General features: G+C 69.4%; 21 protein-coding genes. 19 read left to right on the top strand and 2 right to left on the bottom strand.

Translation table 11 applies throughout. From position 1 onward, the window contains the following. The first annotated feature begins 54 nt into the window (after positions 1 to 54). The 6 genes from araB (at position 55) to mmsB (ending at position 8,202) form a co-directional block, all read left to right on the top strand. A complete protein-coding gene (gene araB, locus ASG91_RS19490; protein ID WP_056924321.1) occupies positions 55 to 1,725 on the top strand; it encodes a ribulokinase in 1,671 nt (556 codons plus the stop codon). Further along, positions 1,722 to 2,417, top strand: a complete 696-nt coding sequence (locus ASG91_RS19485) for an L-ribulose-5-phosphate 4-epimerase (protein ID WP_056924320.1) — start codon at positions 1,722 to 1,724, stop codon at positions 2,415 to 2,417. Before araB ends, ASG91_RS19485 begins: the two co-directional genes overlap by 4 nt. Beyond that, positions 2,414 to 3,922, top strand: a complete 1,509-nt coding sequence (araA, locus tag ASG91_RS19480; protein WP_056924319.1) for an L-arabinose isomerase — start codon at positions 2,414 to 2,416, stop codon at positions 3,920 to 3,922. The genes ASG91_RS19485 and araA overlap by 4 nt, the downstream gene beginning before the upstream one ends. Before the next feature lie 119 nt (positions 3,923 to 4,041). Continuing rightward, positions 4,042 to 5,127: a multiple monosaccharide ABC transporter substrate-binding protein gene (chvE, locus tag ASG91_RS19475; protein WP_235545799.1), complete on the top strand. Its 1,086-nt coding sequence runs from the start codon at positions 4,042 to 4,044 to the stop codon at positions 5,125 to 5,127. Positions 5,128 to 5,227: 100 nt separating this feature from the next. Beyond that, a complete protein-coding gene (gene mmsA, locus ASG91_RS19470) occupies positions 5,228 to 6,760 on the top strand; it encodes a multiple monosaccharide ABC transporter ATP-binding protein (protein WP_157606443.1) in 1,533 nt (510 codons plus the stop codon). An 83-nt stretch (positions 6,761 to 6,843) separates the two neighbouring features. Next, positions 6,844 to 8,202, top strand: coding sequence for a multiple monosaccharide ABC transporter permease (gene mmsB / locus ASG91_RS19465; RefSeq protein WP_235545797.1), 1,359 nt, complete (start codon positions 6,844 to 6,846; stop codon positions 8,200 to 8,202). Here the strand turns inward: mmsB and ASG91_RS21340 are convergent. Then, the gene (locus tag ASG91_RS21340; protein WP_235545812.1) at positions 8,199 to 8,507 is read right to left on the bottom strand and encodes an HAD-IA family hydrolase; all 309 of its coding nucleotides are present in this window, start codon (positions 8,505 to 8,507) and stop codon (positions 8,199 to 8,201) included. The two genes, mmsB and ASG91_RS21340, sit on opposite strands and share 4 nt — an antisense overlap. A gap of 178 nt (positions 8,508 to 8,685) precedes the next feature. After that, positions 8,686 to 9,978, bottom strand: a complete 1,293-nt coding sequence (locus ASG91_RS19455) for an isochorismate synthase MenF (protein ID WP_056924315.1) — start codon at positions 9,976 to 9,978, stop codon at positions 8,686 to 8,688. Positions 9,979 to 10,054: 76 nt separating this feature from the next. Here ASG91_RS19455 and ASG91_RS19450 point away from each other — a divergent pair, with 76 nt between their 5' ends. The 13 genes from ASG91_RS19450 to nuoK all read left to right on the top strand — a co-directional run bounded on the left by ASG91_RS19450 (position 10,055) and on the right by nuoK (position 23,402). Next, complete coding sequence (locus ASG91_RS19450; protein ID WP_056924314.1) at positions 10,055 to 10,753, top strand: demethylmenaquinone methyltransferase; 699 nt, start codon at positions 10,055 to 10,057, stop codon at positions 10,751 to 10,753. 142 nt (positions 10,754 to 10,895) lie between these two features. After that, the gene (locus tag ASG91_RS19445) at positions 10,896 to 12,230 is read left to right on the top strand and encodes a geranylgeranyl reductase family protein (RefSeq protein WP_056924313.1); all 1,335 of its coding nucleotides are present in this window, start codon (positions 10,896 to 10,898) and stop codon (positions 12,228 to 12,230) included. Between the two features lie 109 nt (positions 12,231 to 12,339). Next, entirely contained in the window at positions 12,340 to 12,702 is a 363-nt protein-coding gene (locus ASG91_RS19440) for an NADH-quinone oxidoreductase subunit A (RefSeq protein WP_056924312.1), read from the top strand. 18 nt (positions 12,703 to 12,720) lie between these two features. After that, a complete protein-coding gene (locus tag ASG91_RS19435; protein ID WP_235544006.1) occupies positions 12,721 to 13,350 on the top strand; it encodes an NADH-quinone oxidoreductase subunit B family protein in 630 nt (209 codons plus the stop codon). After that, the gene (locus tag ASG91_RS19430) at positions 13,347 to 14,255 is read left to right on the top strand and encodes an NADH-quinone oxidoreductase subunit C (protein ID WP_235545796.1); all 909 of its coding nucleotides are present in this window, start codon (positions 13,347 to 13,349) and stop codon (positions 14,253 to 14,255) included. Before ASG91_RS19435 ends, ASG91_RS19430 begins: the two co-directional genes overlap by 4 nt. After that, entirely contained in the window at positions 14,255 to 15,613 is a 1,359-nt protein-coding gene (locus ASG91_RS19425) for an NADH-quinone oxidoreductase subunit D (protein WP_082592837.1), read from the top strand. The genes ASG91_RS19430 and ASG91_RS19425 overlap by 1 nt, the downstream gene beginning before the upstream one ends. After that, positions 15,613 to 16,497, top strand: coding sequence for an NADH-quinone oxidoreductase subunit NuoE (gene nuoE, locus ASG91_RS19420; protein WP_056924311.1), 885 nt, complete (start codon positions 15,613 to 15,615; stop codon positions 16,495 to 16,497). The genes ASG91_RS19425 and nuoE overlap by 1 nt, the downstream gene beginning before the upstream one ends. Next, complete coding sequence (gene nuoF, locus ASG91_RS19415; protein WP_056924310.1) at positions 16,494 to 17,807, top strand: NADH-quinone oxidoreductase subunit NuoF; 1,314 nt, start codon at positions 16,494 to 16,496, stop codon at positions 17,805 to 17,807. Before nuoE ends, nuoF begins: the two co-directional genes overlap by 4 nt. Then, positions 17,804 to 20,281, top strand: a complete 2,478-nt coding sequence (locus ASG91_RS19410; protein WP_056924309.1) for an NADH-quinone oxidoreductase subunit G — start codon at positions 17,804 to 17,806, stop codon at positions 20,279 to 20,281. The genes nuoF and ASG91_RS19410 overlap by 4 nt, the downstream gene beginning before the upstream one ends. Continuing rightward, entirely contained in the window at positions 20,278 to 21,654 is a 1,377-nt protein-coding gene (nuoH, locus tag ASG91_RS19405; RefSeq protein WP_056924308.1) for an NADH-quinone oxidoreductase subunit NuoH, read from the top strand. The genes ASG91_RS19410 and nuoH overlap by 4 nt, the downstream gene beginning before the upstream one ends. Continuing rightward, positions 21,647 to 22,339, top strand: a complete 693-nt coding sequence (gene nuoI, locus ASG91_RS19400) for an NADH-quinone oxidoreductase subunit NuoI (protein WP_082594372.1) — start codon at positions 21,647 to 21,649, stop codon at positions 22,337 to 22,339. The genes nuoH and nuoI overlap by 8 nt, the downstream gene beginning before the upstream one ends. Next, entirely contained in the window at positions 22,336 to 23,106 is a 771-nt protein-coding gene (locus ASG91_RS19395; RefSeq protein WP_056924307.1) for an NADH-quinone oxidoreductase subunit J, read from the top strand. Before nuoI ends, ASG91_RS19395 begins: the two co-directional genes overlap by 4 nt. Further along, on the top strand, positions 23,103 to 23,402 hold the full coding sequence (gene nuoK, locus ASG91_RS19390; protein WP_056924306.1) for an NADH-quinone oxidoreductase subunit NuoK: 300 nt from the start codon (positions 23,103 to 23,105) through the stop codon (positions 23,400 to 23,402). Before ASG91_RS19395 ends, nuoK begins: the two co-directional genes overlap by 4 nt. Positions 23,403 to 23,413 lie beyond the last annotated feature (11 nt).

The raw sequence follows: 23,413 nt of genomic DNA, 5'->3' as shown, positions 1-23,413 counted from the left end.
GCGCTAACACGCCGCGCCACGAAGCCGGACCCGAGCTCACCGAGGAGCAGTTCAATGCCGAACGACACCCGCACCGAGTCGTACGTCGTGGGCGTCGACTTCGGCACCCTCTCGGGACGGGCTCTCGTCGTCCGGGTGAGTGACGGGGCCGAGCTGGGCACCGCCACCTGCGACTACCCCCACGGCGTCGTCGACACGGCCCTGCCGGGCACCGGCGAGAAGCTGCCGCCGGAGTGGGCGCTGCAGGTCCCGACCGACTACGTGCACGTGCTGCGCACCGCCGTGCCCGAGGCGGTCCGCCGCTCAGGTGTCGACGCCGCCGACGTGATCGGCATCGCCACCGACTTCACGGCGTGCACGGTGCTCCCGACCCTCGAGGACGGGACGCCGCTGTGCGAGACGGCCGACTTCGCGTCGGACCCGCACGCGTACGTCAAGCTCTGGCGCCACCACGCCGCACAGGGCCAGGCCGACCGGATCAACGCCCTGGCGGCCGAGCGCGACGAGCCCTGGCTGGGTCGGTACGGCGGGTTCATCTCCTCGGAGTGGGAGTTCGCCAAGGCACTCCAGCTGCTGGAGGAGGCCCCCGAGGTGTATGCCGCGACGGCCCGCTGGGTGGAGCTCGCCGACTGGATCGTGTGGCGGCTGTGTGGCGAGTACGTCCGAAACGCGTGCACCGCGGGCTACAAGGGGATCTTCCAGGAAGGCGAGTACCCGTCGCGCGACTTCCTGGCCGAGCTCAACCCCGGTTTCGCGGACTTCGTGGAGGACAAGCTGGCGCACCGCATCGGTCAGCTGGGCGAGGCCGCCGGACGGCTGACGGCGGAGGCCTCGGAGTGGACCGGTCTGCCCGAGGGCATCGCCGTCGCGGTCGGCAACGTCGATGCCCATGTCTCCGCAGCTGCGGCCCAAGCCGTCGAGCCCGGCCAGATGGTCGCCATCATGGGGACCTCGACCTGTCACGTCATGAACGGTGCCGTCCTGCGCGAGGTGCCGGGGATGTGCGGGGTCGTCGACGGCGGCATCGTCCCGGGGCTGTGGGGCTACGAGGCCGGCCAGTCCGGGGTCGGGGACATCTTCGGCTGGTTCGTGGACGGCTCCGTGCCGCAGGAGTACGCCGTGCGGGCCGACGAGCGCGGGCTCAGTGTCCACGAGTACCTCACCGGGCTGGCGGCTGAGCAACCCATCGGCGGCCACGGGCTCGTCGCGCTCGACTGGCACAGCGGCAACCGTTCCGTGCTCGTCGACCACGAGCTGTCCGGTCTGATGGTCGGGCAGACCCTCGCCACCCGTCCGGAGGACACGTACCGCGCCCTCCTCGAGGCCACCGCCTTCGGCACCCGGGTCATCGTGGAGACCTTCGCCGAGGCCGGGGTCCCCGTCACCGAGTTCATCATCGCCGGTGGGCTCCTGCGCAACCCGCTGCTGATGCAGATCTATGCCGACGTGCTCGACCTGCCGCTGTCCGTCGTGACCTCGGACCAGGGACCGGCCCTGGGGTCGGCGATCCACGCGGCCGTCGCGGCCGGCGCCTACCCCGACATCCGCAAGGCGGCGGGGGCCATGGGTGGGCGCCGGGTGGCTGCCTACCGACCGGTGCCGGCCAACGTCGCCGCGTACGACGAGCTGTTCGCCGAGTACCGGACGCTGCACGACTACTTCGGCCGAGGAGCGAACCCGGTCATGCGGACGCTCAAGGCGATCCGTCGGAGGGCACACGCATGAGCGCCACGACGAGCGCCGCCGTGCGAAGGGCGGTCGAGGTGGTGAGGGAAGACGTCGCCTCCCTGCACGCCGAGCTGATCCGCAACGAGCTGGTGATCTGGACCGCAGGCAACGTCTCCGGCCGGGTCCCTGGGACGGACCTGTTCGTCATCAAGCCGTCCGGGGTCTCCTACGACGAGCTGACGGCGGAGGACATGGTCGTCTGCGACCTCGACGGCCACCTGGTCGAGGGAGTCCACCAGCCTTCGTCCGACACGGCTGCCCACGCGTATGTCTACCGCCACATGCCCGAGGTCGGTGGTGTCGTGCACACCCACTCGACCTACGCGACCGCGTGGTGCGCACGTCGTGAGCCCATCCCTTGCGTGCTGACGATGATGGCCGACGAGTTCGGTGGGGACATCCCCGTGGGGCCGTTCGCCCTGATCGGCGACGACTCGATCGGACGCGGCATCGTCGAGACGCTGCGGGGCAGCCGCTCGCGGGCGGTGCTGATGGGCGGGCACGGACCCTTCACCATCGGGCGCTCGGCCCGCGACGCCGTCAAGGCGGCCGTGATGCTCGAGGACGTGGCGCGCACCGTCCACGTCGCCCAACAGCTCGGACAGACGTGGCGCCTCGACGACACGGACATCGACAGCCTCTACGACAGGTACCAGAACGTGTACGGACAACAGGACGGAAGTCGATGAGCACCGCCCCAGCCCCCCAGATCTGGTTCCTCACCGGCAGCCAGGGACTCTACGGAGACGACGTCCTGGAGCAGGTCGCCGGCCAGTCGCGAGTCATCTCGGACACCCTCGCCGCCGCCCCCTCGGTTCTCGCCGAGGTGGTCGCGAAGCCCGTGCTCACCGACGCCGACGCGATCCGTCGGATCATGCTCGAGGCCAACAGCGCCGACGAGTGCATCGGCGTCATCGCCTGGATGCACACGTTCTCCCCGGCGAAGATGTGGATCTCCGGCTTGGAGCGGCTGCAGAAGCCGCTGCTCCACCTGCACACCCAGGTCAACCGCGACCTGCCATGGGCCACCATCGACATGGACTTCATGAACCTCAACCAGGCCGCGCACGGCGACCGTGAGTTCGGGTACGTGCAGTCCCGCCTCGGGGTCACCCGCAAGACCGTGGCCGGACACGTCAGCGACCCGGCAGTCGTCGAGGGCGTGGCGGCCTGGGCGCGGGCGGCCACGGGCCTCGCCGCCGTGCGTAGCCTCAGGCTGGTCAGGTTCGGCGACAACATGAGGAACGTCGCGGTGACCGACGGCGACAAGGTGGAGGCCGAGCGCCGCCTCGGCGTGTCCGTCAACACCCATGGGGTCAACGAGCTCGTCGCCGTCGTGGACGCGGTCGCCGACGAGGACGTCACCGCCTTGGTCAAGGTGTATGCGGAGGAGTACGACGTGGTGCCGCAGCTGCGCACCGCGGGGGAGCAGCACGACGCGCTGCGGTATGCCGCGCGGATCGAGCTCGGGATGCGCCAGTTCCTCGTCGAGGGCGGCTACGGCGCCTTCACGACCAACTTCGAGGACCTCGGTGGGCTGCGGCAGCTGCCGGGGCTGGCCGTGCAGCGGCTCATGGCCGACGGCTACGGCTTCGGTGGCGAGGGTGACTGGAAGACCTCGGTGCTCGTGCACACCCTCAAGGCCATGGCGGTCGGCCTGCCGGGCGGCACCTCGTTCATGGAGGACTACACCTACCACCTCGCTCCCGGCGCCGAGCTCATCCTCGGGGCCCACATGCTCGAGGTCTGCCCGACCATTGCCGGCGCCCGGCCGCGGGTCGAGATCCACCCGCTCGGCATCGGCGGCCGCGAGGACCCGGTCAGGCTCGTCTTCGACGCCGCGCCGGGCGAGGGCGTCACCGTCGGCATGGCGGACATGGGTGACCGGTTCCGCCTCGTGGGCAACGCGATCGACGTCGTCGACCCGCTGGCCGAGCTGCCGAACCTGCCCGTGGCCAGGGCGGTCTGGAGCCCACGCCCCGACCTGCGGACCTCGACGACGTCGTGGCTCACCGCCGGTGGACCGCACCACACCGTGCTCTCGACCGCCCTACGGCGTGAGCACCTCGATGACTTCGCCGAGATGGCGGGCGTGGAGCTCGCCTTCATCGACGAGTCCACCACCACTCGTGGGTTCGCCCAGGAGCTGCGGTGGAACAACGCCTACCACCGTCTGGCCCAGGGTCTTTCCTGAGCCTCGGTGGTGGCACCCAGCAACACACAGCAGCACACAGCAGCACACGCAGAACACCCGATCAGCCGGCAACAGCGCAGGTTGACTTGCACAGAATGGAGCACACAGTGGTGCGCAGGATGATTGCGGCTCTCGCCGTCGGTGCCCTGGCTGTCGGCCTGAGCGGCTGCGGCCGGCAGACCGAGGCCAACGCGGGAACCGGCGGCGGCGCCTCCGGCAAGGGCACGATCGGAGTCGCCATGCCGACCAAGACGTCGGAGCGGTGGATCAAGGACGGCGACTACATCAAGCAGCAGCTCGAGGCCGCCGGCTACAAGGTCAACCTCCAGTACGCCAACGACGACATCCCGACCCAGGTCACCCAGGTCAACGACATGGTGACCAAGGGCAACCAGGTCCTCGTCGTCGCCTCGATCGACGGGACGGCCCTCAAGGGTGCCCTCAAGGAGGCGAAGGACGCGGGCATCCCGGTCATCGCCTACGACCGGCTGCTCCGCGACACCGACGCGGTCGACTACTACACGACCTTCGACAACCTCAAGGTCGGCAAGCTCCAGGCCGAGTCCCTGCTGAAGGGCCTTGAGGCCAGCGGTGCTCCCAAGCCGTGGAACGTCGAGCTCTTCGCCGGGTCTCCCGACGACAACAACGCGACCTTCTTCTTCAACGGCGCGATGCAGGTCCTCCAGCCCAAGATCGATGCCGGGGACATCAAGATCGCGTCCGGTGAGACGAACTTCAAGACCGTCGCCACCCTCCGGTGGGATGCGGCCGTGGCGAAGAAGCGCATGGAGAACGTCCTGACCAAGGCCTACTCGAAGGCCGACGTCAACGGCGTGCTGTCGCCCTACGACGGACTCTCCCGTGGCATCATCGCGGCCCTGAAGGGCAGCGGCTACGGCACCGGCGGCAAGAAGCTCCCGGTCGTGACCGGGCAGGACGCCGAGCTCGAGTCGGTGAAGTCGATTCTCGCTGGTGAGCAGTACTCCACCGTCTTCAAGAACACCCGTGACCTCGCCCAGGCCACCGTGAAGATGATCCAGGAGATCGCCGACAAGAAGACCGTGACCGTCAACGACACCGAGTCCTACGACAACGGCATCAAGAAGGTCCCGACCCAGCTGCTCGAGCCGGTGGCCGCCGACAAGGAGAACGTGAAGCAGATCCTGCTCGACGCCAAGTACTACACCGAGGACCAGCTGAAGTAGCGCCCCCTGATCGCCCGGTGGTGGCGGCGACTCGCGTGCCGCCACCACTGGGTTCCACCCACGACGACCCCCATCCCGACCCATGCAACGAGGCGTGACGATGAGCGACCCCATCCTGTCGATGCGCTCCATCACCAAGGTGTTCCCCGGCGTCAAGGCGCTGTCGGACGTGAGCCTTGCGGTGGCGCGAGGCGAGATCCACGCGATCTGCGGCGAGAACGGCGCCGGCAAGTCGACCCTGATGAAGGTGCTCTCGGGCGTGTACCCGTACGGCAGCTACACCGGCGACATCCACTTCGAGGGCCGCCCCTGCGAGTTCAAGGGCATCCGCGAGAGCGAGAGCGCGGGGATCGTGATCATCCACCAGGAGCTGGCGTTGATCCCCGAGCTGTCCATCCTCGAGAACCTCTTCCTCGGCAACGAGCAGAGCCGGGGTGGGGTCATCAACTGGTACGCGGCGCGACAGCGTGCCCTCGAGCTGCTCGCGAGAGTGGGACTCCGAGAGGATCCGGACACCCCGATCCGCGCGATCGGGATCGGCAAGCAGCAGCTCGTCGAGATCGCCAAGGCGCTGGCGAAGGACGTCAAGCTGCTCATCCTCGACGAGCCGACGGCCGCCCTCAACGACACCGACTCACGGCACCTGCTCGACCTGCTGCTCGGGCTCAAGGCCAAGGGGATCACCTCGATCATGATCTCCCACAAGCTCGGCGAGATCGAGGAGATCGCCGACTCGATCACCATCATCCGTGACGGTCGCACCATCGAGACCCTTGACGTCCGCCGCGGTGAGATCAACGAGGACCGGATCATCCGCGGCATGGTGGGACGCGACCTCGACCACCGGTTCCCCCCACATGAACCCTCCATCGGCGACACCCTGCTCGAGATCCGCGACTGGTCCGTCGGGCATCCCGAGGACGCTGGGCGGCTGGTCGTCAAGGGCGCCTCCCTGACGATCCGCCGCGGCGAGATCGTCGGCCTCGCGGGCCTCATGGGAGCCGGTCGGACCGAGCTGGCCCGCAGCGTGTTTGGTCAGTCCTACGGCCACAAGGTGGGCGGCGAGCTGGTCAAGGAGGGGCGGACGGTCAAGGCGAACACCGTGCAGCAGGCGATCGACGCCGGGCTCGCCTACGTCACCGAGGACCGCAAGAGCCTCGGGCTCAACCTGCTCGACAGCGTCAAGGTGTCGATCACGGCGGCCGGGTTGAAGAAGATCCGGCGACGCGGCGTGGTCGACGAGCGAGCCGAGGTCGTCGCGGCCAACCGCTACCGCAAGAGCATGAACATCAAGACCCCGTCGGTCGAGTCGGGTGTCGGCAAGCTGTCGGGCGGCAACCAGCAGAAGGTCGTCCTCGGCAAGTGGATGTTCACCGAGCCTGATGTCCTGATCCTCGACGAGCCCACCCGCGGCATCGACGTCGGGGCCAAGTACGAGATCTACGAGATCATCAACCAGCTGGCGGACAGCGGTCGTGGGGTGCTCGTGATCTCTTCCGAGCTCCCCGAGCTGCTCGGGCTGTGCGACCGCATCTACACCCTCTCCGCCGGCGTCATCACCGCCGACGTCCCCCGCGAGCGTGCGGACCAGGAAACGCTCATGCGCTACATGACCCAGCGAAAGGCAGACTGACGATGGCCACCCAGACCGCACCCGAGCAGATGGAGGATCACGCCGCTCCGGCCGCCTCCCTACTCACGGAGATACGCCGGAGCATGAGTGGCAACATCCGCCAGTACGGGATGATGATCGCCCTGCTGCTGCTCGTGGTGATGTTCCAGATCCTGACCGACGGCCTGTTCCTCCAGCCGCGCAACGTCACCTCGCTGCTGGTCCAGAACGGCTACATCCTGATCCTGGCGATCGGCATGGTGATGGTCATCATCGCCGGGCACATCGACCTGTCGGTCGGCTCGGTGTCGGCCTTCGTCGGTGCCACCGTCGCACTGTCCATGCAGCGCTTCGACCTGCCCTGGCCCGCGGCGATCCTCCTCGGGCTCGCCCTCGGGTGCCTCGTCGGGGTGTGGCAGGGCTTCTGGGTCGCGTACGTCGGGATCCCTGCCTTCATCGTGACCCTGGCCGGCATGCTGCTCTTCCGGGGACTCGACCTCATGATCCTCAACGCGGAGAGCATCCCGGTGCCTGAGTCCTTCCAGAAGATCGCGAACGGCTACCTGCCGGAGATGGGGCCGGTGACGGGCTACCACAACCCCACACTGGTCCTCACGCTCCTCGCCGTGGCCGTGATCGTGTGGCTCGAGCTGAAGAAGCGCTCGGAGCTGCGCAGCTACGGCATCGAGGTCCCGCGGCTGGTCATCTCGGTCCTCAAGCTCGTGGTCGTCTGCGGGCTCCTGCTCGTCTTCGGCCTGTTGCTGGCCTCGTACAAGGGGGTGCCGGTCGTGGGGCTGATCCTCGGCGGGCTCGTCATCTTCTACACGTTCATCACGCAACGGACGGTCCTCGGGCGCCACATCTACTCTGTCGGTGGCAACGCCAACGCCGCACGGCTCTCGGGCGTCGACACCCGTCGCGTGGACATGTTCGTCATGGTCAACATGGGCTTCCTGGCCGCCATCGCAGGGATGGTCTTCACCGCGTACCTCAACGCGGCCAACCCCAAGGACGGGGTGAACTTCGAGCTCGACGCGATCGCGGCGGTCTTCGTCGGCGGGGCGGCCGTGGCGGGTGGCGTCGGCACCGTCACCGGCTCGATGATCGGTGGGCTGGTGATGGGCGTCCTCAACCTCGGGCTCGCCAACCTGAGCGTGGACTCGAACTTCGTCCAGATCATCAAGGGCCTGGTGCTGCTGGGTGCCGTGGCCTTCGACGTCTACAGCAAGTCGCAGGGCAAGCCGAGCTTCATCGGCATGATCCTCAAGGGGCTCCAACGAGGCAGGGATGACGGCCCCTCCGGCCCCGGTGGAGGGACGGGTCCCTCCACGCCGGTCGCCGAGGGCGAGGAAGCCGCGGGTTTCCGCAACGCCAGCCGGTCCCACACCGGCACGGTCGCGAGGAGCGTGCAACCGGACCCTGCGGCGAGCAGCCAGCCCAGTCCGCAGCCGAGCGCCGGCTAGGTCTGCTGCGTCCGGTCCGTCCCAGGGGCCGGGCGCAGGGGCATGCCGCGGGCGATGAGGTCCTCGCGCAGGTGGTCGGGACCGGTGAAGTGGACCGCGTCCAGCCCGGTCTCCGCAGCGGCCACGACGTTGGCCGGGCTGTCGTCCACGAAGATGCAGTCGTCGAGCCCGGCGCGGTGGCTGACCCGCTCCTCGAGCACCTCGAAGATCTCGGGATCGGGCTTGGCCACGCCCTCCTCGCCGGAGACGATGATGTCCTCGAAGAGCTCGAGGAAGTCGAACCGGTCGAGCGCCACCGGGAACAGGTCCGCCGACCAGTTGGTCAGCGCGAACAGCGGGACGTCGGCCGCGTGCAGCTCGCGCCCGGTCGTCGCCGACCGCGACCGCGACGGCCGCCACCGGGTCCCAGGTGATCAGGACGTTGCCGAGGTCGAAGACGACGGCGTCAGCGGGTCGCGGCCCGACCCTGTCGGTCATGGTCGGTCAGCTCACCGTCAGGGCGTCACGCATGGGGACCAGCTTCGCGTCGGACTCGGCGACCTCGGACTCCGGGTCGGATCCGGCGACGATCCCGCACCCCGCGAAGAGCCGCATCCCAGCCGGGTCCGAGGGCTCGAAGGCCCCACAGCGCAACGCGATTCCCCACTCACCGTCACCGCTGGCGTCCATCCAGCCCACCGGTCCGGCGTACCGTCCCCGGTCCATGCCCTCGAGCTCGCTGATGACCTCGTCGGCCACGGTCGACGGGGTGCCACACACGGCGGCGCTCGGGTGGAGGGAGGCCGCGAGGGCCAGCGACGTGGTGCGGTCGGCCAGCACCCCCGCGACGTCGGTGGCGAGGTGCATGACGTTGGACAGGTGCAGCACGAACGGGGCCTCGGGGACGTTCGTCGACGAACAGTGCGGTCGCAGCGCGTCCGCGACGGAACGCACGGCGTACTCGTGCTCCTCGAGGTCCTTGCTCGATCGCGCCAGCGAGGCGGCCAGCGCGAGGTCGTGCTCGTCGTCGCCGGTGCGGCGGATGGTGCCGGCGAGCACCCGCGAGGTGACCAGGCCCTTCTCGAGCCGGACCAGCATCTCGGGCGTCGCCCCCACGAGCCCGTCCACGGCGAAGACCCAGGTGGTGTCGTAGCGCTCGGCCAGCCGGGCGAGCAGCCAGCGCGCATCGATCGGCGCCTCGGCACTGACCCGCAGGTCGCGGGCGAGCACCACCTTGTCGAGGCCACCGTCGGTGATCCGCTCGACCGCGCGGCCGACCACCCCGGCCCACTCGGCGGGCGCGAGGGCGCCGTCCGCGAAGCGCACCCCCGACGGCTCGCGCGGCTCGGACTGCTGCGGCACCACGGGAGTGGGCAGCTCGGCGCCGGTCCCGATCGTGGTCACCCACCACTGGCCGTCGCGGGCCCCCACGACGACCTCCGGCACGACGAGCGTCGCGCCGGCCGGTGAGTCGGCGGCATACGAGATGGAGCCGAACGCGACCGGTCCGGTGCCGGGGAGGGAGACGTCGTTGCGCACCACGGCGCCGTCGACGACGTCGCGCCACCACGCCTCGGCCTGCTCGAACCGGTCGGGGCCGTGCGCGGTGAACTCCAGCGCGCGTCCCCAGCCGACCAGGCCCTCGCCGCGGCGCACCCAGCTGAACAGCTCGGTGGGGTCGGCCCGGTCCGGCAGCAGGCCCAGCAGCGTGCCGGGGTCGTGCAGGGCCACGGTGCGGGCGACCACGGGCGAACCCGCGGGTCGGCCCGCCTGCTGGGGCGTGGGAAGGCTGGTCATGTCGGGGGAAAGCCTACGGCGCGGGCTGGGCGCAGCCGCGGGAGGTGGCCGCCGACGCGGATGGGAGGATGACGCCATGACCCGCGCCAGCCTCGACAAGGACCCCCGTGACGTCGCCGCGATGTTCGACGACGTGGCCGGGAAGTACGACCTGACCAACGACGTCCTGTCCCTCGGGCAGGACCGGCTGTGGCGTCGCGCGGTCCTCAAGGCGGTCGACGCGCAGCGGGGCGAGACGGTGCTCGACATCGCGGCCGGCACCGGCACGAGCAGCGAGCCGTTCGCCGACCACGGCGTCAACGTGGTGCCCGCCGACTTCTCGCTCGGGATGTTGCGCGTGGGCAACCGGCGCCGTCCCGACCTGGGGTTCACGGCGGCCGACGCGATGCGGCTGCCGTTCGCGGACGACAGCTTCGACGCGGTAACGATGTCGTTCGGCCTGCGCAACGTCGCGAGCGTCGAGCAGGCGCTGGGCGAGTTCCTGCGCGTGACCAGACCGGGCGGGCGGCTCGTGGTCTGCGAGTTCAGCCAGCCCGTCAACGGCGCGTTCCGCAAGGTCTACACCGAGTACCTCATGCGCTCGCTGCCACCGATCGCCCGCAAGGTCAGCAGCAACCCGGAGTCGTACGTCTACCTCGCCGAGTCGATCCAGGCCTGGCCGGCGCAGCGCGAGCTGGGTGAGCGCATCGCCGGTGCCGGCTGGGGCGACGTGGGCTGGCGCAACCTGACCGGTGGCATCGTGGCCCTGCACCGGGCGACCAAGCCGACCCTCTGAGTCGGTGGCACGCGGCTGGATGCGTGCCGGGGCACCCCGCCGGGCCTCAGTAAGGCTCGCCTAACTGGTGACCTGACGCCGGGTCGGGAATAGACTCCCCCGAGGTAGTTCGTGAAGACGTTCACAAGCGTGTGAGGCAGGCGTGACAGACACCATCAGCGAGGCCACGGGAGCCACTCCCGCAGCCGGCGCACCCACCGAGACCGCCGACGTCATCGTCGTCGGCGCCGGCCCGGCGGGGTCGGCCACGGCGGCGTACCTCGCCATGGCGGGCCTGGACGTCCTGGTCCTGGAGAAGACCGCGTTCCCCCGCGAGAAGGTCTGTGGCGACGGACTGACCCCGCGCGCGGTGAAGGAGCTGATCACCCTCGGCATCCCCACGCCCGAGGAGGACGGCTGGATCAGGAACCACGGCCTGCGGATCATCGGTGGCGGCATGCGGCTGTCCCTCCCGTGGCCCGACCTCGCAAGCTTCCCGCCCTACGGCCTGGTCCGCACCCGGCAGGACTTCGACGACATCCTGGCCAGGCACGCGGTGAAGCACGGTGCGCGGCTGCGCGAGTCCACCAACGTGACCGGCCCGATCCTCGACTCCAAGGGCGCCATCGTCGGCGTCACCGCCAAGGCGGTGGACGAGAAGGGCCGGTCGACCGGCCCCGAGCTCCGGTATGCCGCGCCGCTGGTCGTCGCCGCGGACGGGAACTCCTCGAGGCTGTCCCTCTCGATGGGCCGGGAGAAGCGTGAGGACCGTCCGATGGGCGTCGCCGTGCGCACCTACTACACGAGCCCCCGCCACGACGACGACTACCTCGAGTCCTGGCTCGAGCTGTGGTCCACCGACGACAGCGGCAAGAAGGTGCTCCTGCCCGGCTACGGCTGGATCTTCGGCGTCGGCGACGGCACCTCGAACGTCGGCCTCGGCATCCTCAACACCTCCAGCGCCTTCGGCAAGACCGACTACAAGGACGTCATGCGTCGTTGGGTCGCGACGATGCCCGAGGACTGGACGTACAACGACGAGACCATGGTCGGCCCGATCCGCGGAGCGGCCCTGCCGATGGGCTTCAACCGGCAACCGCACTACGACAACGGCCTGCTCCTGGTCGGCGACGCCGGTGGCATGGTCAACCCGTTCAACGGCGAGGGCATCGCCTACGCCATGGAGTCCGGGCGCCTCGCCGCCGAGGTGATCGCCCAGGCGTTCGCCCGCGGCACCGACGCGCAGCGCGAGCGGGTCCTGCAGTCCTACCCCAAGGTGATGGCCGACGCTCTGGGTGGCTACTACACGCTGGGTCGCTACTTCGCGAAGATGATCGGCAACCCCGAGGTCATGCGGCTGGCGACGAAGTACGGCCTGCCTCGTACCACCTTGATGCGGTTCCTCCTGAAGGTGATGGCCAACCTCGCCGAGCCGCACGGGGGCGACGCGTCCGACCGCCTGATCACCGCCCTGTCGAAGATGGCGCCGGACGCATGACCCGGCGTGCATTCTCTGGCGGCGCCCCTAGGATTGGGCCGCACCGCAACCGTGTGACCGGCGACACACCTGACAACCGCAGCGACGACAGAAAGGGAGTGGCACCGCGATGAGCAACCCCTACGTCCCGTTGCTTTTCCTGTTGGCCATCGGTGGCGGGTTCGCCGTCTTCTCCGTCGGCGCAGCGGCGGTCTCCGGCCCCAAGCGCTACAACCGCGCCAAGCTCGACGCCTACGAGTGCGGCATCGAGCCGACCCCCCAGGCCGCGGGCGGTGGCCGCGTGCCGATCAAGTACTACCTGACCGCCATGCTCTTCATCATCTTCGACATCGAGTCGGTGTTCCTCTACCCCTTCGCGGTGGCCTTCAACCAGCTCGGCCTCTTCGCGCTCGTGGAGATGGTGCTGTTCATCCTGACCGTGTTCGTGGCCTACGCCTACGTGTGGCGCCGCGGCGGCCTCGAGTGGGACTGACGAGGGACTAGGACTCAAATGGGAATCGAAGAGAAGCTGCCCGCGGGCTTCCTGCTGACCACGGTCGAGCAGGTCGCCGGCTACATGCGCAAGAGCTCGGTCTGGCCGGCCACGTTCGGCCTCGCCTGCTGCGCCATCGAGATGATGGCCGTCGGCACGCCCGACTACGACATCGCCCGGTTCGGGATGGAGCGGTTCTCCGCGACCCCGCGCCAGGCCGACCTGATGATCGTCGCCGGCCGCGTCAGCCAGAAGATGGCGCCGGTCGTCCGCCAGGTCTACGACCAGATGCCCGAGCCCAAGTGGGTCATCTCGATGGGTGTCTGCGCCAGCTCCGGTGGCATGTTCAACAACTACGCCATCGTCCAGGGGGTCGACCACATCATCCCGGTCGACGTCTACCTGCCCGGCTGTCCGCCCCGCCCCGAGATGCTGCTCAACGCGATCATCACGCTGCACGAGCAGATCCAGAACTCCAAGCTCGGCGTCAACCGGGTCGCCGCCGCGCGGGCCGCCGAGGCCGCCGCGCTGGCCGCCACCCCGACCCACCAGATGACCGGGCTGCTGGCCCAGGGTGCCGGCAGCGGCCACACCCACGCGCACGGCCACCTGCACGGCACCGATGTGTCCCACGGTGGTGTGGCATGAGCGAAGCGACCAACGACCCAGCCGACGAGACCAAGGACGCGCCCGCGGAGGACCCCAAGAAGGCGACGGCCAACAGCAACATCGACGGCACCAAGGCCGACGACGCCGCTGCCGACCAGGGTGACGGTCCCGACCAGCCCGCCCCCGTGGCCGCCGCGTCGACCATCGGCGTCCAGCCGGGTGAGGTCGTCGACCGCGACACCGACGAGCGCCTCCCTGCTGCCCCCGGCACCGCACCCGACCCGGTCGTCGTGGGTGAGCGCCGCGGCATGTTCGGCACGACCGACACCGGCGACACGACCGGCTACGGCGGCATGGTCAGCCCGATCCTGTTCCCCGGCGCGGCCGTTCGGCCCTATGGCGGCTACTTCGACGAGATCGCCGACCAGCTCGAGCGCGGCCTCGGGGGCGGCTCCGCCTCCTACGCCGAGGCCGTCGAGCGGATCGTGGTCGACCGCGGCGAGATGACGGTGTTCGTCCGACGCGAGCACCTGCCGGCCGTCGCGCGCGCCCTGCGTGACGACCCGGCCCTCCGCTTCGAGATGTGCACGGGTGTCTCCGGCGTGCACTACCCGCACGAGGCCGGCCGCGAGCTGCACGCCGTCTACCACTTCCTGTCGATCACCCACGGCGGACGCCGGGTCCGCGTCGAGGTCACCGCACCCGACGCCGACCCGCACATCCCGTCCATCGTCGAGATCTACCCGGCGAACGACTGGCACGAGCGCGAGACGTGGGACATGTTCGGCATCGAGTTCGACGGCCACCCGTCGCTCACCCGCATCCTCATGCCCGACGACTGGCCGGGCCACCCGCAGCGGAAGGACTACCCCCTCGGCGGCATCCCCGTCGAGTACAAGGGCGCCACCGTCCCGCCGCCGGACCAGCGGAGGTCTTACAGCTGATGACGACCAACCCGACCAACACCGACATCTACGCCACCTCGGGCGCCGACACGGCGGCCGCGGAGGGCGCCCACGTCTTCAACGCCACCGGCGGTGACTGGGACCAGCTCGTCGACGAGGCGGCCGCCCTCCACGAGGAGCGGATCGTCGTCAACATGGGTCCACAGCACCCGTCGACGCACGGCGTGCTCCGCCTCATCCTCGAGCTCGACGGCGAGACGGTGACCGAGACCCGCGCGGGCATCGGCTACCTCCACACCGGCATCGAGAAGAACATGGAGTTCCGCACCTGGACGCAGGGCGTGACGTTCTGCACCCGGATGGACTACCTCACGCCGTTCTTCAACGAGGCCGTCTTCTGCCTCTCGGTCGAGAAGCTGCTCGGCATCACCGACCAGATCCCCGAGCGCGCCAGCGTGATCCGCGTGCTGATGATGGAGCTCAACCGGATCACCTCCCACCTCGTCGCCCTCGCGACCGGTGGCATGGAGATGGGCGCCACCACCGTCATGACGGTCGGCTTCCGTGAGCGCGAGCGCATCCTGTCGATCTTCGAGATGGTCACCGGCCTGCGGATGAACAACGCGTTCATCCGCCCCGGTGGTGTCGCACAGGACCTGCCGCCCGGCGCCATCGACAAGGTCCGCGACACGATCCCGTTGGTGCGCAAGGGACTTGGTGAGCTCGAGCTCCTCCTCAACGAGAACCCCATCCTCAAGGGCCGCACGGTCGACGTCGGCTACCTCGACCTGTCGGGCTGCATGGCGCTCGGCATCACCGGCCCGATGCTGCGCTCGACGGGGCTGCCGCACGACCTGCGCAAGCTCGACCCCTACTGCGGCTACGAGACCTACGACTTCGAGGTCATCACCCGCACCGAGTCCGACGCCTACGCCCGCCTGCGGATCCGCATCGACGAGATGTACGAGTCGCTCAAGATCGCGGAGCAGTGCATCGACCGGCTGCAGGCCAACCCCGGCCCGGTCATGGTCCAGGACAAGAAGATCGCGTGGCCCGCACAGCTGGCCATCGGCGGCGACGGCATGGGCAACAGCCTCGACCACATCCGCGAGATCATGGGCACCTCGATGGAGTCCCTGATCCACCACTTCAAGCTGGTCACCGAGGGCTTCCGGGTGCCTCCGGGCCAGGCGTATGCCGCGGTGGAGAGCCCCAAGGGTGAGCTCGGCTGCCACGCGGTGTCCGACGGAGGCACGCGCCCCTACCGCGCGCACTTCCGTGACCCGTCGTTCAACAACCTGCAGGCCACGGCGGTGATGTGCGAAGGCAGCCAGATCGCCGACGTCATCGTCGCGGTCGCCTCGATCGACCCCGTCATGGGAGGCGTGGACCGCTGATGGCCGAGCACTATGGGATTCAGACCGCAGCGGGTCACCTCACGGTGGCTGCGGAGTCCAAGGAGCCGTATGCCGCGGACGTCCTGGCCGCGTTGCACGAGGACGCCGCCCAGGTCGTCGCGAAGTACCCGCAGAAGCGCTCCGCGCTGCTGCCGCTGCTCCACCTCGTGCAGTCGGTCGACGGTTACGTCACGGGCCGGGGCATCGACTTCTGCGCCGACGTGCTCGACCTCACGACCGCTGAGGTCTCGGGCGTCGCGACCTTCTACACGCAGTACAAGCGCCACCCCAACGGCGAGTACACCGTCGGCATCTGCACCAACACGCTCTGCGCGATCATGGGCGGCGACCAGATCTGGGACGAGGTCTCCGAGCACCTCGGCATCGGTCACGACGAGACGACGCCGGACGGCAAGGTGACCCTCGAGCGGGTCGAGTGCAACGCCGCCTGCGACTTCGCCCCCGTGGTGATGGCCAACTGGGAGTTCTTCGACAACCAGACGCCGGAGTCGACCAAGCAGCTGGTCGACGACCTGCGCGCCGGCAAGGATGTCCGGCCCAGCCGCGGCCCCGCGAAGGTGTGCACCTTCAAGCAGGTCTCGCGCGTGCTGGCCGGCTTCCACGACGGCCTGGCCGACGAGGGCGTCGGCGCCGGACCGGCGTCGCTGGAGGGCCTGCGGCTCGCCCACGAGCGCGGCTGGACCGCCCCCGACGGCACGGCCGGCGAGACGGCCACGCACGACCAGCAGCCCGAGGCGACGTCCGACCAGACGGCGGCAGGGCGGCATACCTCCACCGACAGCGGCGCCAACGCGCCGGACGAGGCCGTCGACGACAAGCCGGCCACGCTGTTCGACGAGAAGAACGGGAAGGCTGACTCATGAGCACCACGCTGACCCCGATCCTCACGAAGTTCTGGGACGACCCCCAGTCGTGGACGCTCGAGACCTATGAGCGCAACGAGGGCTACCAGGCGCTGAAGAAGGCGCTGGCGATGAACCCCGCCGACCTCGTGCAGATGACCAAGGACTCCGGGCTGCGCGGTCGTGGCGGCGCCGGCTTCCCCACCGGCATGAAGTGGGGCTTCCTGCCCCCGCCGGACGGTGGTCCCCGCTACCTCGTCGTCAACGCCGACGAGTCCGAGCCGGGCACCTGCAAGGACATCCCGCTGATGATGGCGGCGCCGCAGTTCCTCATCGAAGGCTGCGTCATCACCTCCTTCGCGATCGGCTGCAACCACGCCTTCATCTACCTGCGTGGTGAGGTCGTGCACGTCTACCGCCGCCTCCTCCGCGCGGTGGAGGAGGCGTACGCCGCGGGCCACCTCGGCAAGAACATCCACGGCTCGGGCTTCGACCTCGACATCACCGTGCACGCGGGCGCGGGCGCCTACATCTGTGGCGAGGAGACCGCGCTGCTCGACAGCCTCGAGGGCCGTCGCGGCCAACCGCGTCTCAAGCCGCCGTTCCCCGCCGTGGCCGGGCTCTACGCCCGCCCGACCGTCGTCAACAACGTCGAGTCGATCGCGTCGGTCCCGCCGATCCTGCTGCACGGCGCCGACTGGTTCTCCGGCATGGGCACCGAGAAGTCCCAGGGCTTCGGCATCTTCAGCCTCTCGGGTCACGTCAAGCGTCCCGGCCAGTACGAAGCACCGCTCGGCATCACGCTGCGCGAGCTGCTCGAGATGGCCGGCGGCATGCGCGACCCCAACAAGAAGCTCAAGTTCTGGACGCCGGGTGGCTCGTCCACGCCGCTGTTCACCGACCAGCACCTCGACACCCCGCTCGACTTCGAGTCGGTGGCTGCGGCCGGGTCGATGCTCGGCACCCGGGCATTGCAGATCTTCGACGAGACCACCTGCGTGGTGCGCGCCGTCGACCGCTGGACCGACTTCTACAAGCACGAGTCGTGTGGCAAGTGCACGCCGTGTCGCGAGGGCACCTGGTGGCTCAAGCAGATCCTCGGCCGGCTCGAGCACGGCCAGGGGTCCGAGGAGGACCTCGAGAAGCTGCTCGACATCTGTGACAACATCCTCGGCCGCAGCTTCTGCGCGCTCGGTGACGGGGCGACCAGCCCGATCACCAGCAGCATCCAGTACTTCCGGCAGGAGTTCCTGGACCACCTGACCCACGGCGGCTGCCCATTCGACGCCCGGGAGTCGACGCTCTTCCACAAGGACCGCGTGACCGCATGACTGTGACCGAGGACAAGCAGGGTGCCGCGCCCGCGCCCGTCGACCTGGTGAACGTCACCATCGACGGCGTGCCCGTGGCCGTCCCCAAGAACACGCTGGTGATCCGCGCCGCCGAAGAGGTCGGCGTGCAGATCCCGCGGTTCTGCGACCACCCGCTGCTGGAGCCGGTCGGCGCCTGCCGGCAGTGCCTCGTCGACATCGCGACGCCGGGCCCCGACGGGCAGCTGCGGCCGATGCCGAAGCCGCAGGCCTCGTGCACCATCACGGTGTCCGAGGGCATGCAGGTCAAGACGCAGGAGACCTCGAAGGTCGCCGACAAGGCCCAGCAGGGTGTGATGGAGCTGTTGCTCATCAACCACCCGCTCGACTGCCCGGTCTGCGACAAGGGTGGCGAGTGCCCCCTGCAGAACCAGGCGATGAGCAATGGTCGCGCGAAGTCCCGGTTCGAGGACGTCAAGCGCACCTACCCCAAGCCGATCAACATCTCCTCGCAGGTGCTGCTCGACCGTGAGCGCTGCGTCCTGTGCGCCCGCTGCACCCGCTTCTCCGACCAGATCGCCGGTGACCCGTTCATCGCGCTGGTCGAGCGCGGCGCCCTCCAGCAGGTCGGCATCTACGAGCAGCAGCCGTTCGAGTCCTACTTCTCCGGCAACACCGTGCAGATCTGCCCGGTCGGCGCGCTCACCGGTGCGGCCTACCGCTTCCGCAGCCGCCCGTTCGACCTGGTGTCGACCAAGAGCGTGTGCGAGCACTGCGCCTCGGGCTGCTCGATCCGCACCGACCACCGTCGTGGCGCCGTCCTGCGACGGATGGCCGTCAACGACCCGCTGGTCAACGAGGAGTGGAACTGCGACAAGGGCCGCTGGGCCTTCCAGTACGCCTCCACCGGTGACCGCTTCGAGTACCCGATGGTGCGCGACGAGCTCGGCGAGCTCCAGGTCGCGTCGTGGCCCGAGGCCCTCGAGGTCGCGGCGCGCGGCCTCGCGGCCGCCAAGGGCGTCGGCGTCCTGACGGGTGGCCGGGTGTCCGTCGAGGATGCCTACGCCTACGGCAAGTTCGCCCGCACGGTCCTCGCGACCAACGACATCGACTTCCGCGCGCGTCCGCACTCCGCCGAGGAGGCCGACTTCCTCGCCGCCTCCGTGGTGGCGACCGGCCCTTCTGTTGATGGAGCACGGGGGGGAGCGGTCACGTACGCCGACCTCGAGCAGGCAGCGACCGTCGTCCTCGTGGGCTTCGAGCCCGAGGAGGAGAGCCCGATCGTCTTCCTGCGGCTGCGCAAGTCCGCGCGCCGCGGCAAGACCGCCGTGTATGCCGTGGCGCCCTTCGAGACGCGCGGCCTCACCAAGCTGAACGGCACGCTCATCCCGTCCGCCCCCGGCACCGAGGCCGAGGTGCTGCGTGCCCTCGTCGACGGTGTCACCGGTGACGGTGCCGCCGCCAAGGCTGCCCAGGCGCTCGAGACGCCTGGTGCGATCGTGCTCGTCGGCGAGCGTCTGGCCACCGTGCCCGGCGCCCTGTCGGCGGCCGCGGCGCTGGCCTCGTCGGCCGGTGCCCGGGTCGCCTGGGTGCCCCGTCGGGCCGGTGAGCGCGGTGCCCTCGAGGCCGGTGCGCTCGCCACGATGCTGCCCGGTGGCCGTCCGGTCGCCGACTCCGGCGCCCGCCAAGAGGTCGCCGAGCGCTGGGACGTCGTCGGTCTGCCCGACGTGCCGGGTCGTGACGGCGCCGGCATCCTCCGGGCGGCCACGACCGGCTCGATCAACGCCCTGGTCGTCGGTGGCGTGGACGCCGCCGACCTCGCCGACCCGCGCGCCGAGGAAGCCTTGGCCAAGACCTTCGTCGTGTCCCTGGACTTCCGGCCCTCGTCGGTGACGGCCGTCGCCGACGTCGTGCTGCCAGTGGCCCCGCAGGCCGAGAAGGGCGGCACGTTCGTCGACTGGGAGGGCCGCCCGCGGTCGTTCGAGCCGGCCCTCGACACCGCCGCCCTCTCCGACTACCGCGTCCTGGACATGCTGGCCAACGAGATGGGTTCCTTCCTCGGCACCCGCACGCTGGCCGAGATCCGTCGCGAGATGACCGCCCTCGGACCTTGGACCGGCGAGCGTCGTGGGGCTCCCACCGTCCCGGTGGCCGAGGTCCCGAGCGCCGGTGCCGGCCAGCTCGTGCTGGCCACCTGGCACCACCTCCTCGACCGGGGCTCGTTGCAGGACGGCGAGCCGTTCCTGGCCGGCACCGCGGCCAAGGCCCGCGCCCGGGTGTCCGCCGCCACGGCCGAGCTCTTCGGCCTGGTCGACGGCGACACCGTCACGGTCTCCAACCGCCGTGGCTCGGTGACCGCCCGCGTCGCGGTCACCGAGGGCATGGTCGACCACGTCGTCTGGCTGCCGACGAACTCCGACGGCTCCACCGTCCGCGCCTCGTTGGCGGCGGTCTCCGGTGACGTCGTGACCGTCACGAAGGGAGGCGCCCAGTGAGCACCCTGACGTATGCAACCCAAGCCCTCGCGCAGGCGCCGTTCGCCGACAACCCCAGCACCGACTTCACTGACACCCCGTGGTGGCTGCACCTGGTCAAGGCGCTCTTCGTCTTCGTCTTCCTGCTGGTCAACACGTTGATCGTGATCTGGTTCGAGCGTCGCGTCATCGGCCGGATGCAGCAGCGTCCCGGCCCCAACCGCACCGGCCCGTTCGGCCTCCTGCAGACCTTGGCCGACGGCGTCAAGCTGGCCCTCAAGGAGGACCTCACGCCGAAGAACGCCGACAAGGTGGTCTTCGCGCTGGCTCCGGCCATCGCCGGGGCGATGGCGTTCGTGTCGTTCGCGATCATCCCCCTGGGGCCGACGGTCTCGATGTTCGGCCACCGCACCCCGTTGCAGCTGACCGACATCCCCGTCGCCGTCCTGCTCGTGCTCGCGGTCGCAGGCGTCGGCGTCTACGGCATCGTCCTGGCCGGCTGGTCGTCCGGTTCGACCTACCCGCTGCTCGGTGGCCTACGCTCGACCGCCCAGGTGATCTCCTACGAGATCGCCATGGGTCTGTCGCTCGTCGCGGTCTTCCTCTACTCCGGGTCGATGTCGACGTCGCAGATCGTCGGAGCCCAGAAGGACCTCTGGTACATCCTGCCGCTGGTCCCGAGCTTCCTCGTCTACGTCGTGACGATGGTCGGCGAGACCAACCGCCTGCCCTTCGACCTCGCCGAGGGCGAGGGCGAGCTCACCGGTGGCTTCCACACCGAGTACTCCTCGCTGAAGTTCGCGATGTTCTTCCTCGGTGAGTACGTCAACATGTTCACCGTCTCCGCGCTGGCCACCACGATGTTCCTCGGGGGCTGGATGGCCCCTCCCGGCATCGCGGCGATCAACGACGGCATGTTCAACCACGGCTGGTGGGGCCTGCTCTGGTTCGTCATCAAGCTCTGGCTGTTCATGTTCTTCTTCGTCTGGCTGCGTGGTTCGCTCCCGCGGGTCCGCTACGACCAGTTCATGCGCTTCGGCTGGAAGTTCCTGATCCCGGTCACGCTGGCCTGGGTCGTCGTCGCGGCCTTCATGAAGGCCAGCCAGCTCGGCTACATCGCCGGTCCGAGCCTGACCTTCAACGGACGCGAGTTCCCCGTGGTGAGCATCGCCTTCGTCGTCGTCCTCGCCGGTGCGGTGCTCGTGATCGCCTGGCTGCGCGACAACAAGAAGATCGAGCAGGACGCCATCCGCAACACCCCGCCGCCGGAGGAGATCGACCCCTTCGCCGGTGGCTACCCGGTGCCACCGCTGCCCGGCCAGCGGCTCAAGGAGCCGTCCCTGGCCATCAGTGCCGGCGACACCGCAACGGACAAGGAGGCCACTCGTGGCTGACGACAAGAAGAAGCCGAGCTTCCTCGCCGACCTGTTCGCCCCCGTCGGTGGGTTCGGTGTCACGTTCGCGACCATGTTCCGCAAGCTGGAGACCGAGGAGTACCCCGAGGAGAAGCGGCCGACCCAGCCGCGCTACCACGGCCGCCACCAGCTCAACCGGCACGCCGACGGCCTCGAGAAGTGCGTCGGCTGCGAGCTCTGCGCCTGGGCCTGCCCGGCCGACGCGATCCTCGTCGAGGGGGCGTCGAACGACGACTCCGACGGTGGCACCGGCCGGTTCTCACCGGGCGAGCGCTACGGCCGGGTCTACCAGATCAACTACCTGCGCTGCATCTTCTGCGGCCTGTGCATCGAGGCCTGCCCGACGCGCGCCCTGACGATGACCAACTTCTACGAGCTGGCCGACAACAACCGCGCCGACCTGATCTTCACCAAGGAGCAGCTGCTCGCGCCGTTGGCCGAGGGGATGCTGCCCGCGCCGCACCCCATGGTCGAGGGCCTCGAGGAGCGCGACTACTACCAGGGCAAGGTCGTCCGCGCGACGCCCGAGCAGGAGGCCTGGGTGACGGAGCACGACGCCCAGCCCGAGGACGGTCTCGCCCCCAGCGGTGACCCCGTCGAAGGGGTGGACACCGTGACCACCCGACAGGTCGGCCGCGACACGACCGAGGCGGTGCGCCGATGACCGGCTTGGGTGAGCAGATCATGTTCTGGATCCTCGCGCCGATCAGCGTGCTCGGCGCGCTCGGCCTGATCTTCGCCAAGAAGGCGGTGCACGCCGCCCTGGGCATGGCCCTGGTGATGATCAACCTCGGGATCTTCTACATCGCGCAGGAGGCCGACTTCCTCGGCATCATCCAGATCTTCGTCTACACCGGCGCGGTCATGATGCTGTTCCTGTTCGTGCTGATGCTGGTCGGGGTCGACTCCAGCGACTCCCTCGTCGAGACGCTGAAGGGCCAGAAGTGGGCGGGCGCGCTGCTCATCCTCGGCCTGGCCGCGCTGCTGTTCACCGCGATCGGGCGCGCCCAGTTCGGCCCGATGAAGGGCCTGTCCAGCGTCAACGAGAGCACCGGCAACGTGTCCGGCGTCGCCGACCTGATCTTCGGCAAGTACGTCTGGACCTTCGAGATCACCTCGGCCCTGCTCATCACCGCAGCCCTCGGCGCGATGGTGCTGGCCCACCGCGAGCGGATCGGCGCCAAGCCGAGCCAGCGCGCCTGGTCCGAGCGGCGCATCCTCGAGAACCGCAACGTCGCCGGTCTGCCGGCTCCTGGTGTCTACGCCCGCAGCAACGCGGTCGACACCCCGGCCCTGCTCCCCGACGGCACGCCGAGCGAGCTGTCCGTCTCGCGGGTGCTCACCGCCCGTGAGCAGAACGTCGCGCCGGCCCGCCACATCGAGTCGGAACACGACATCGAGCACGAGATCGAGGAGGGGTCGCAGCGATGAACCTCGTCAACTACATCTACCTCGCGACCCTGCTGTTCGCGATCGGTGGAGCGGCTGTCCTCTTGCGCCGCAACGCGATCATCGTGTTCATGGGTGTCGAGCTGATGCTCAACGCGACCAACCTGATGTTCGTGACGTTCTCCCGGATGCGCGGCAACCTCGACGGCCAGGTCATCGCCCTGTTCGTCATGGTGGTCGCCGCTGCCGAGGTCGTCGTGGGACTGGCCATCATCATGGCCATCTTCCGTGCCCGCCGGTCGGCCTCGGTCGACGACGCCAACCTGCTGAAGCTGTAGAAGGAGCCACC

Source organism: Phycicoccus sp. Soil802, from assembly GCF_001429605.1.
GTDB lineage: Bacteria > Actinomycetota > Actinomycetes > Actinomycetales > Dermatophilaceae > Pedococcus.
Note: the sequence above shows the minus strand (reverse complement) of the source record. Positions and strands in the feature narration are given on the sequence as shown.

Excerpts from the sequence above, each read along its gene's own strand:
- araB (WP_056924321.1), top strand. The coding sequence starts at position 55 with ATGCCGAACGACACCCGCACCGAGTCGTACGTCGTGGGCGTCGACTTC.
- mmsA (WP_157606443.1), top strand. The coding sequence starts at position 5,228 with ATGAGCGACCCCATCCTGTCGATGCGCTCCATCACCAAGGTGTTCCCC.
- ASG91_RS19455 (WP_056924315.1), bottom strand. The coding sequence starts at position 9,978 with ATGACCAGCCTTCCCACGCCCCAGCAGGCGGGCCGACCCGCGGGTTCG.
- ASG91_RS19450 (WP_056924314.1), top strand. The coding sequence starts at position 10,055 with ATGACCCGCGCCAGCCTCGACAAGGACCCCCGTGACGTCGCCGCGATG.
- nuoE (WP_056924311.1), top strand. The coding sequence starts at position 15,613 with ATGGCCGAGCACTATGGGATTCAGACCGCAGCGGGTCACCTCACGGTG.
- chvE (WP_235545799.1), top strand. The coding sequence starts at position 4,042 with ATGATTGCGGCTCTCGCCGTCGGTGCCCTGGCTGTCGGCCTGAGCGGC.
- mmsB (WP_235545797.1), top strand. The coding sequence starts at position 6,844 with ATGAGTGGCAACATCCGCCAGTACGGGATGATGATCGCCCTGCTGCTG.
- ASG91_RS19440 (WP_056924312.1), top strand. The coding sequence starts at position 12,340 with ATGAGCAACCCCTACGTCCCGTTGCTTTTCCTGTTGGCCATCGGTGGC.
- nuoK (WP_056924306.1), top strand. The coding sequence starts at position 23,103 with ATGAACCTCGTCAACTACATCTACCTCGCGACCCTGCTGTTCGCGATC.
- araA (WP_056924319.1), top strand. The coding sequence starts at position 2,414 with ATGAGCACCGCCCCAGCCCCCCAGATCTGGTTCCTCACCGGCAGCCAG.
- ASG91_RS19435 (WP_235544006.1), top strand. The coding sequence starts at position 12,721 with ATGGGAATCGAAGAGAAGCTGCCCGCGGGCTTCCTGCTGACCACGGTC.
- ASG91_RS19430 (WP_235545796.1), top strand. The coding sequence starts at position 13,347 with ATGAGCGAAGCGACCAACGACCCAGCCGACGAGACCAAGGACGCGCCC.
- ASG91_RS19410 (WP_056924309.1), top strand. The coding sequence starts at position 17,804 with ATGACTGTGACCGAGGACAAGCAGGGTGCCGCGCCCGCGCCCGTCGAC.
- nuoF (WP_056924310.1), top strand. The coding sequence starts at position 16,494 with ATGAGCACCACGCTGACCCCGATCCTCACGAAGTTCTGGGACGACCCC.
- ASG91_RS19395 (WP_056924307.1), top strand. The coding sequence starts at position 22,336 with ATGACCGGCTTGGGTGAGCAGATCATGTTCTGGATCCTCGCGCCGATC.
- ASG91_RS19485 (WP_056924320.1), top strand. The coding sequence starts at position 1,722 with ATGAGCGCCACGACGAGCGCCGCCGTGCGAAGGGCGGTCGAGGTGGTG.
- ASG91_RS19425 (WP_082592837.1), top strand. The coding sequence starts at position 14,255 with ATGACGACCAACCCGACCAACACCGACATCTACGCCACCTCGGGCGCC.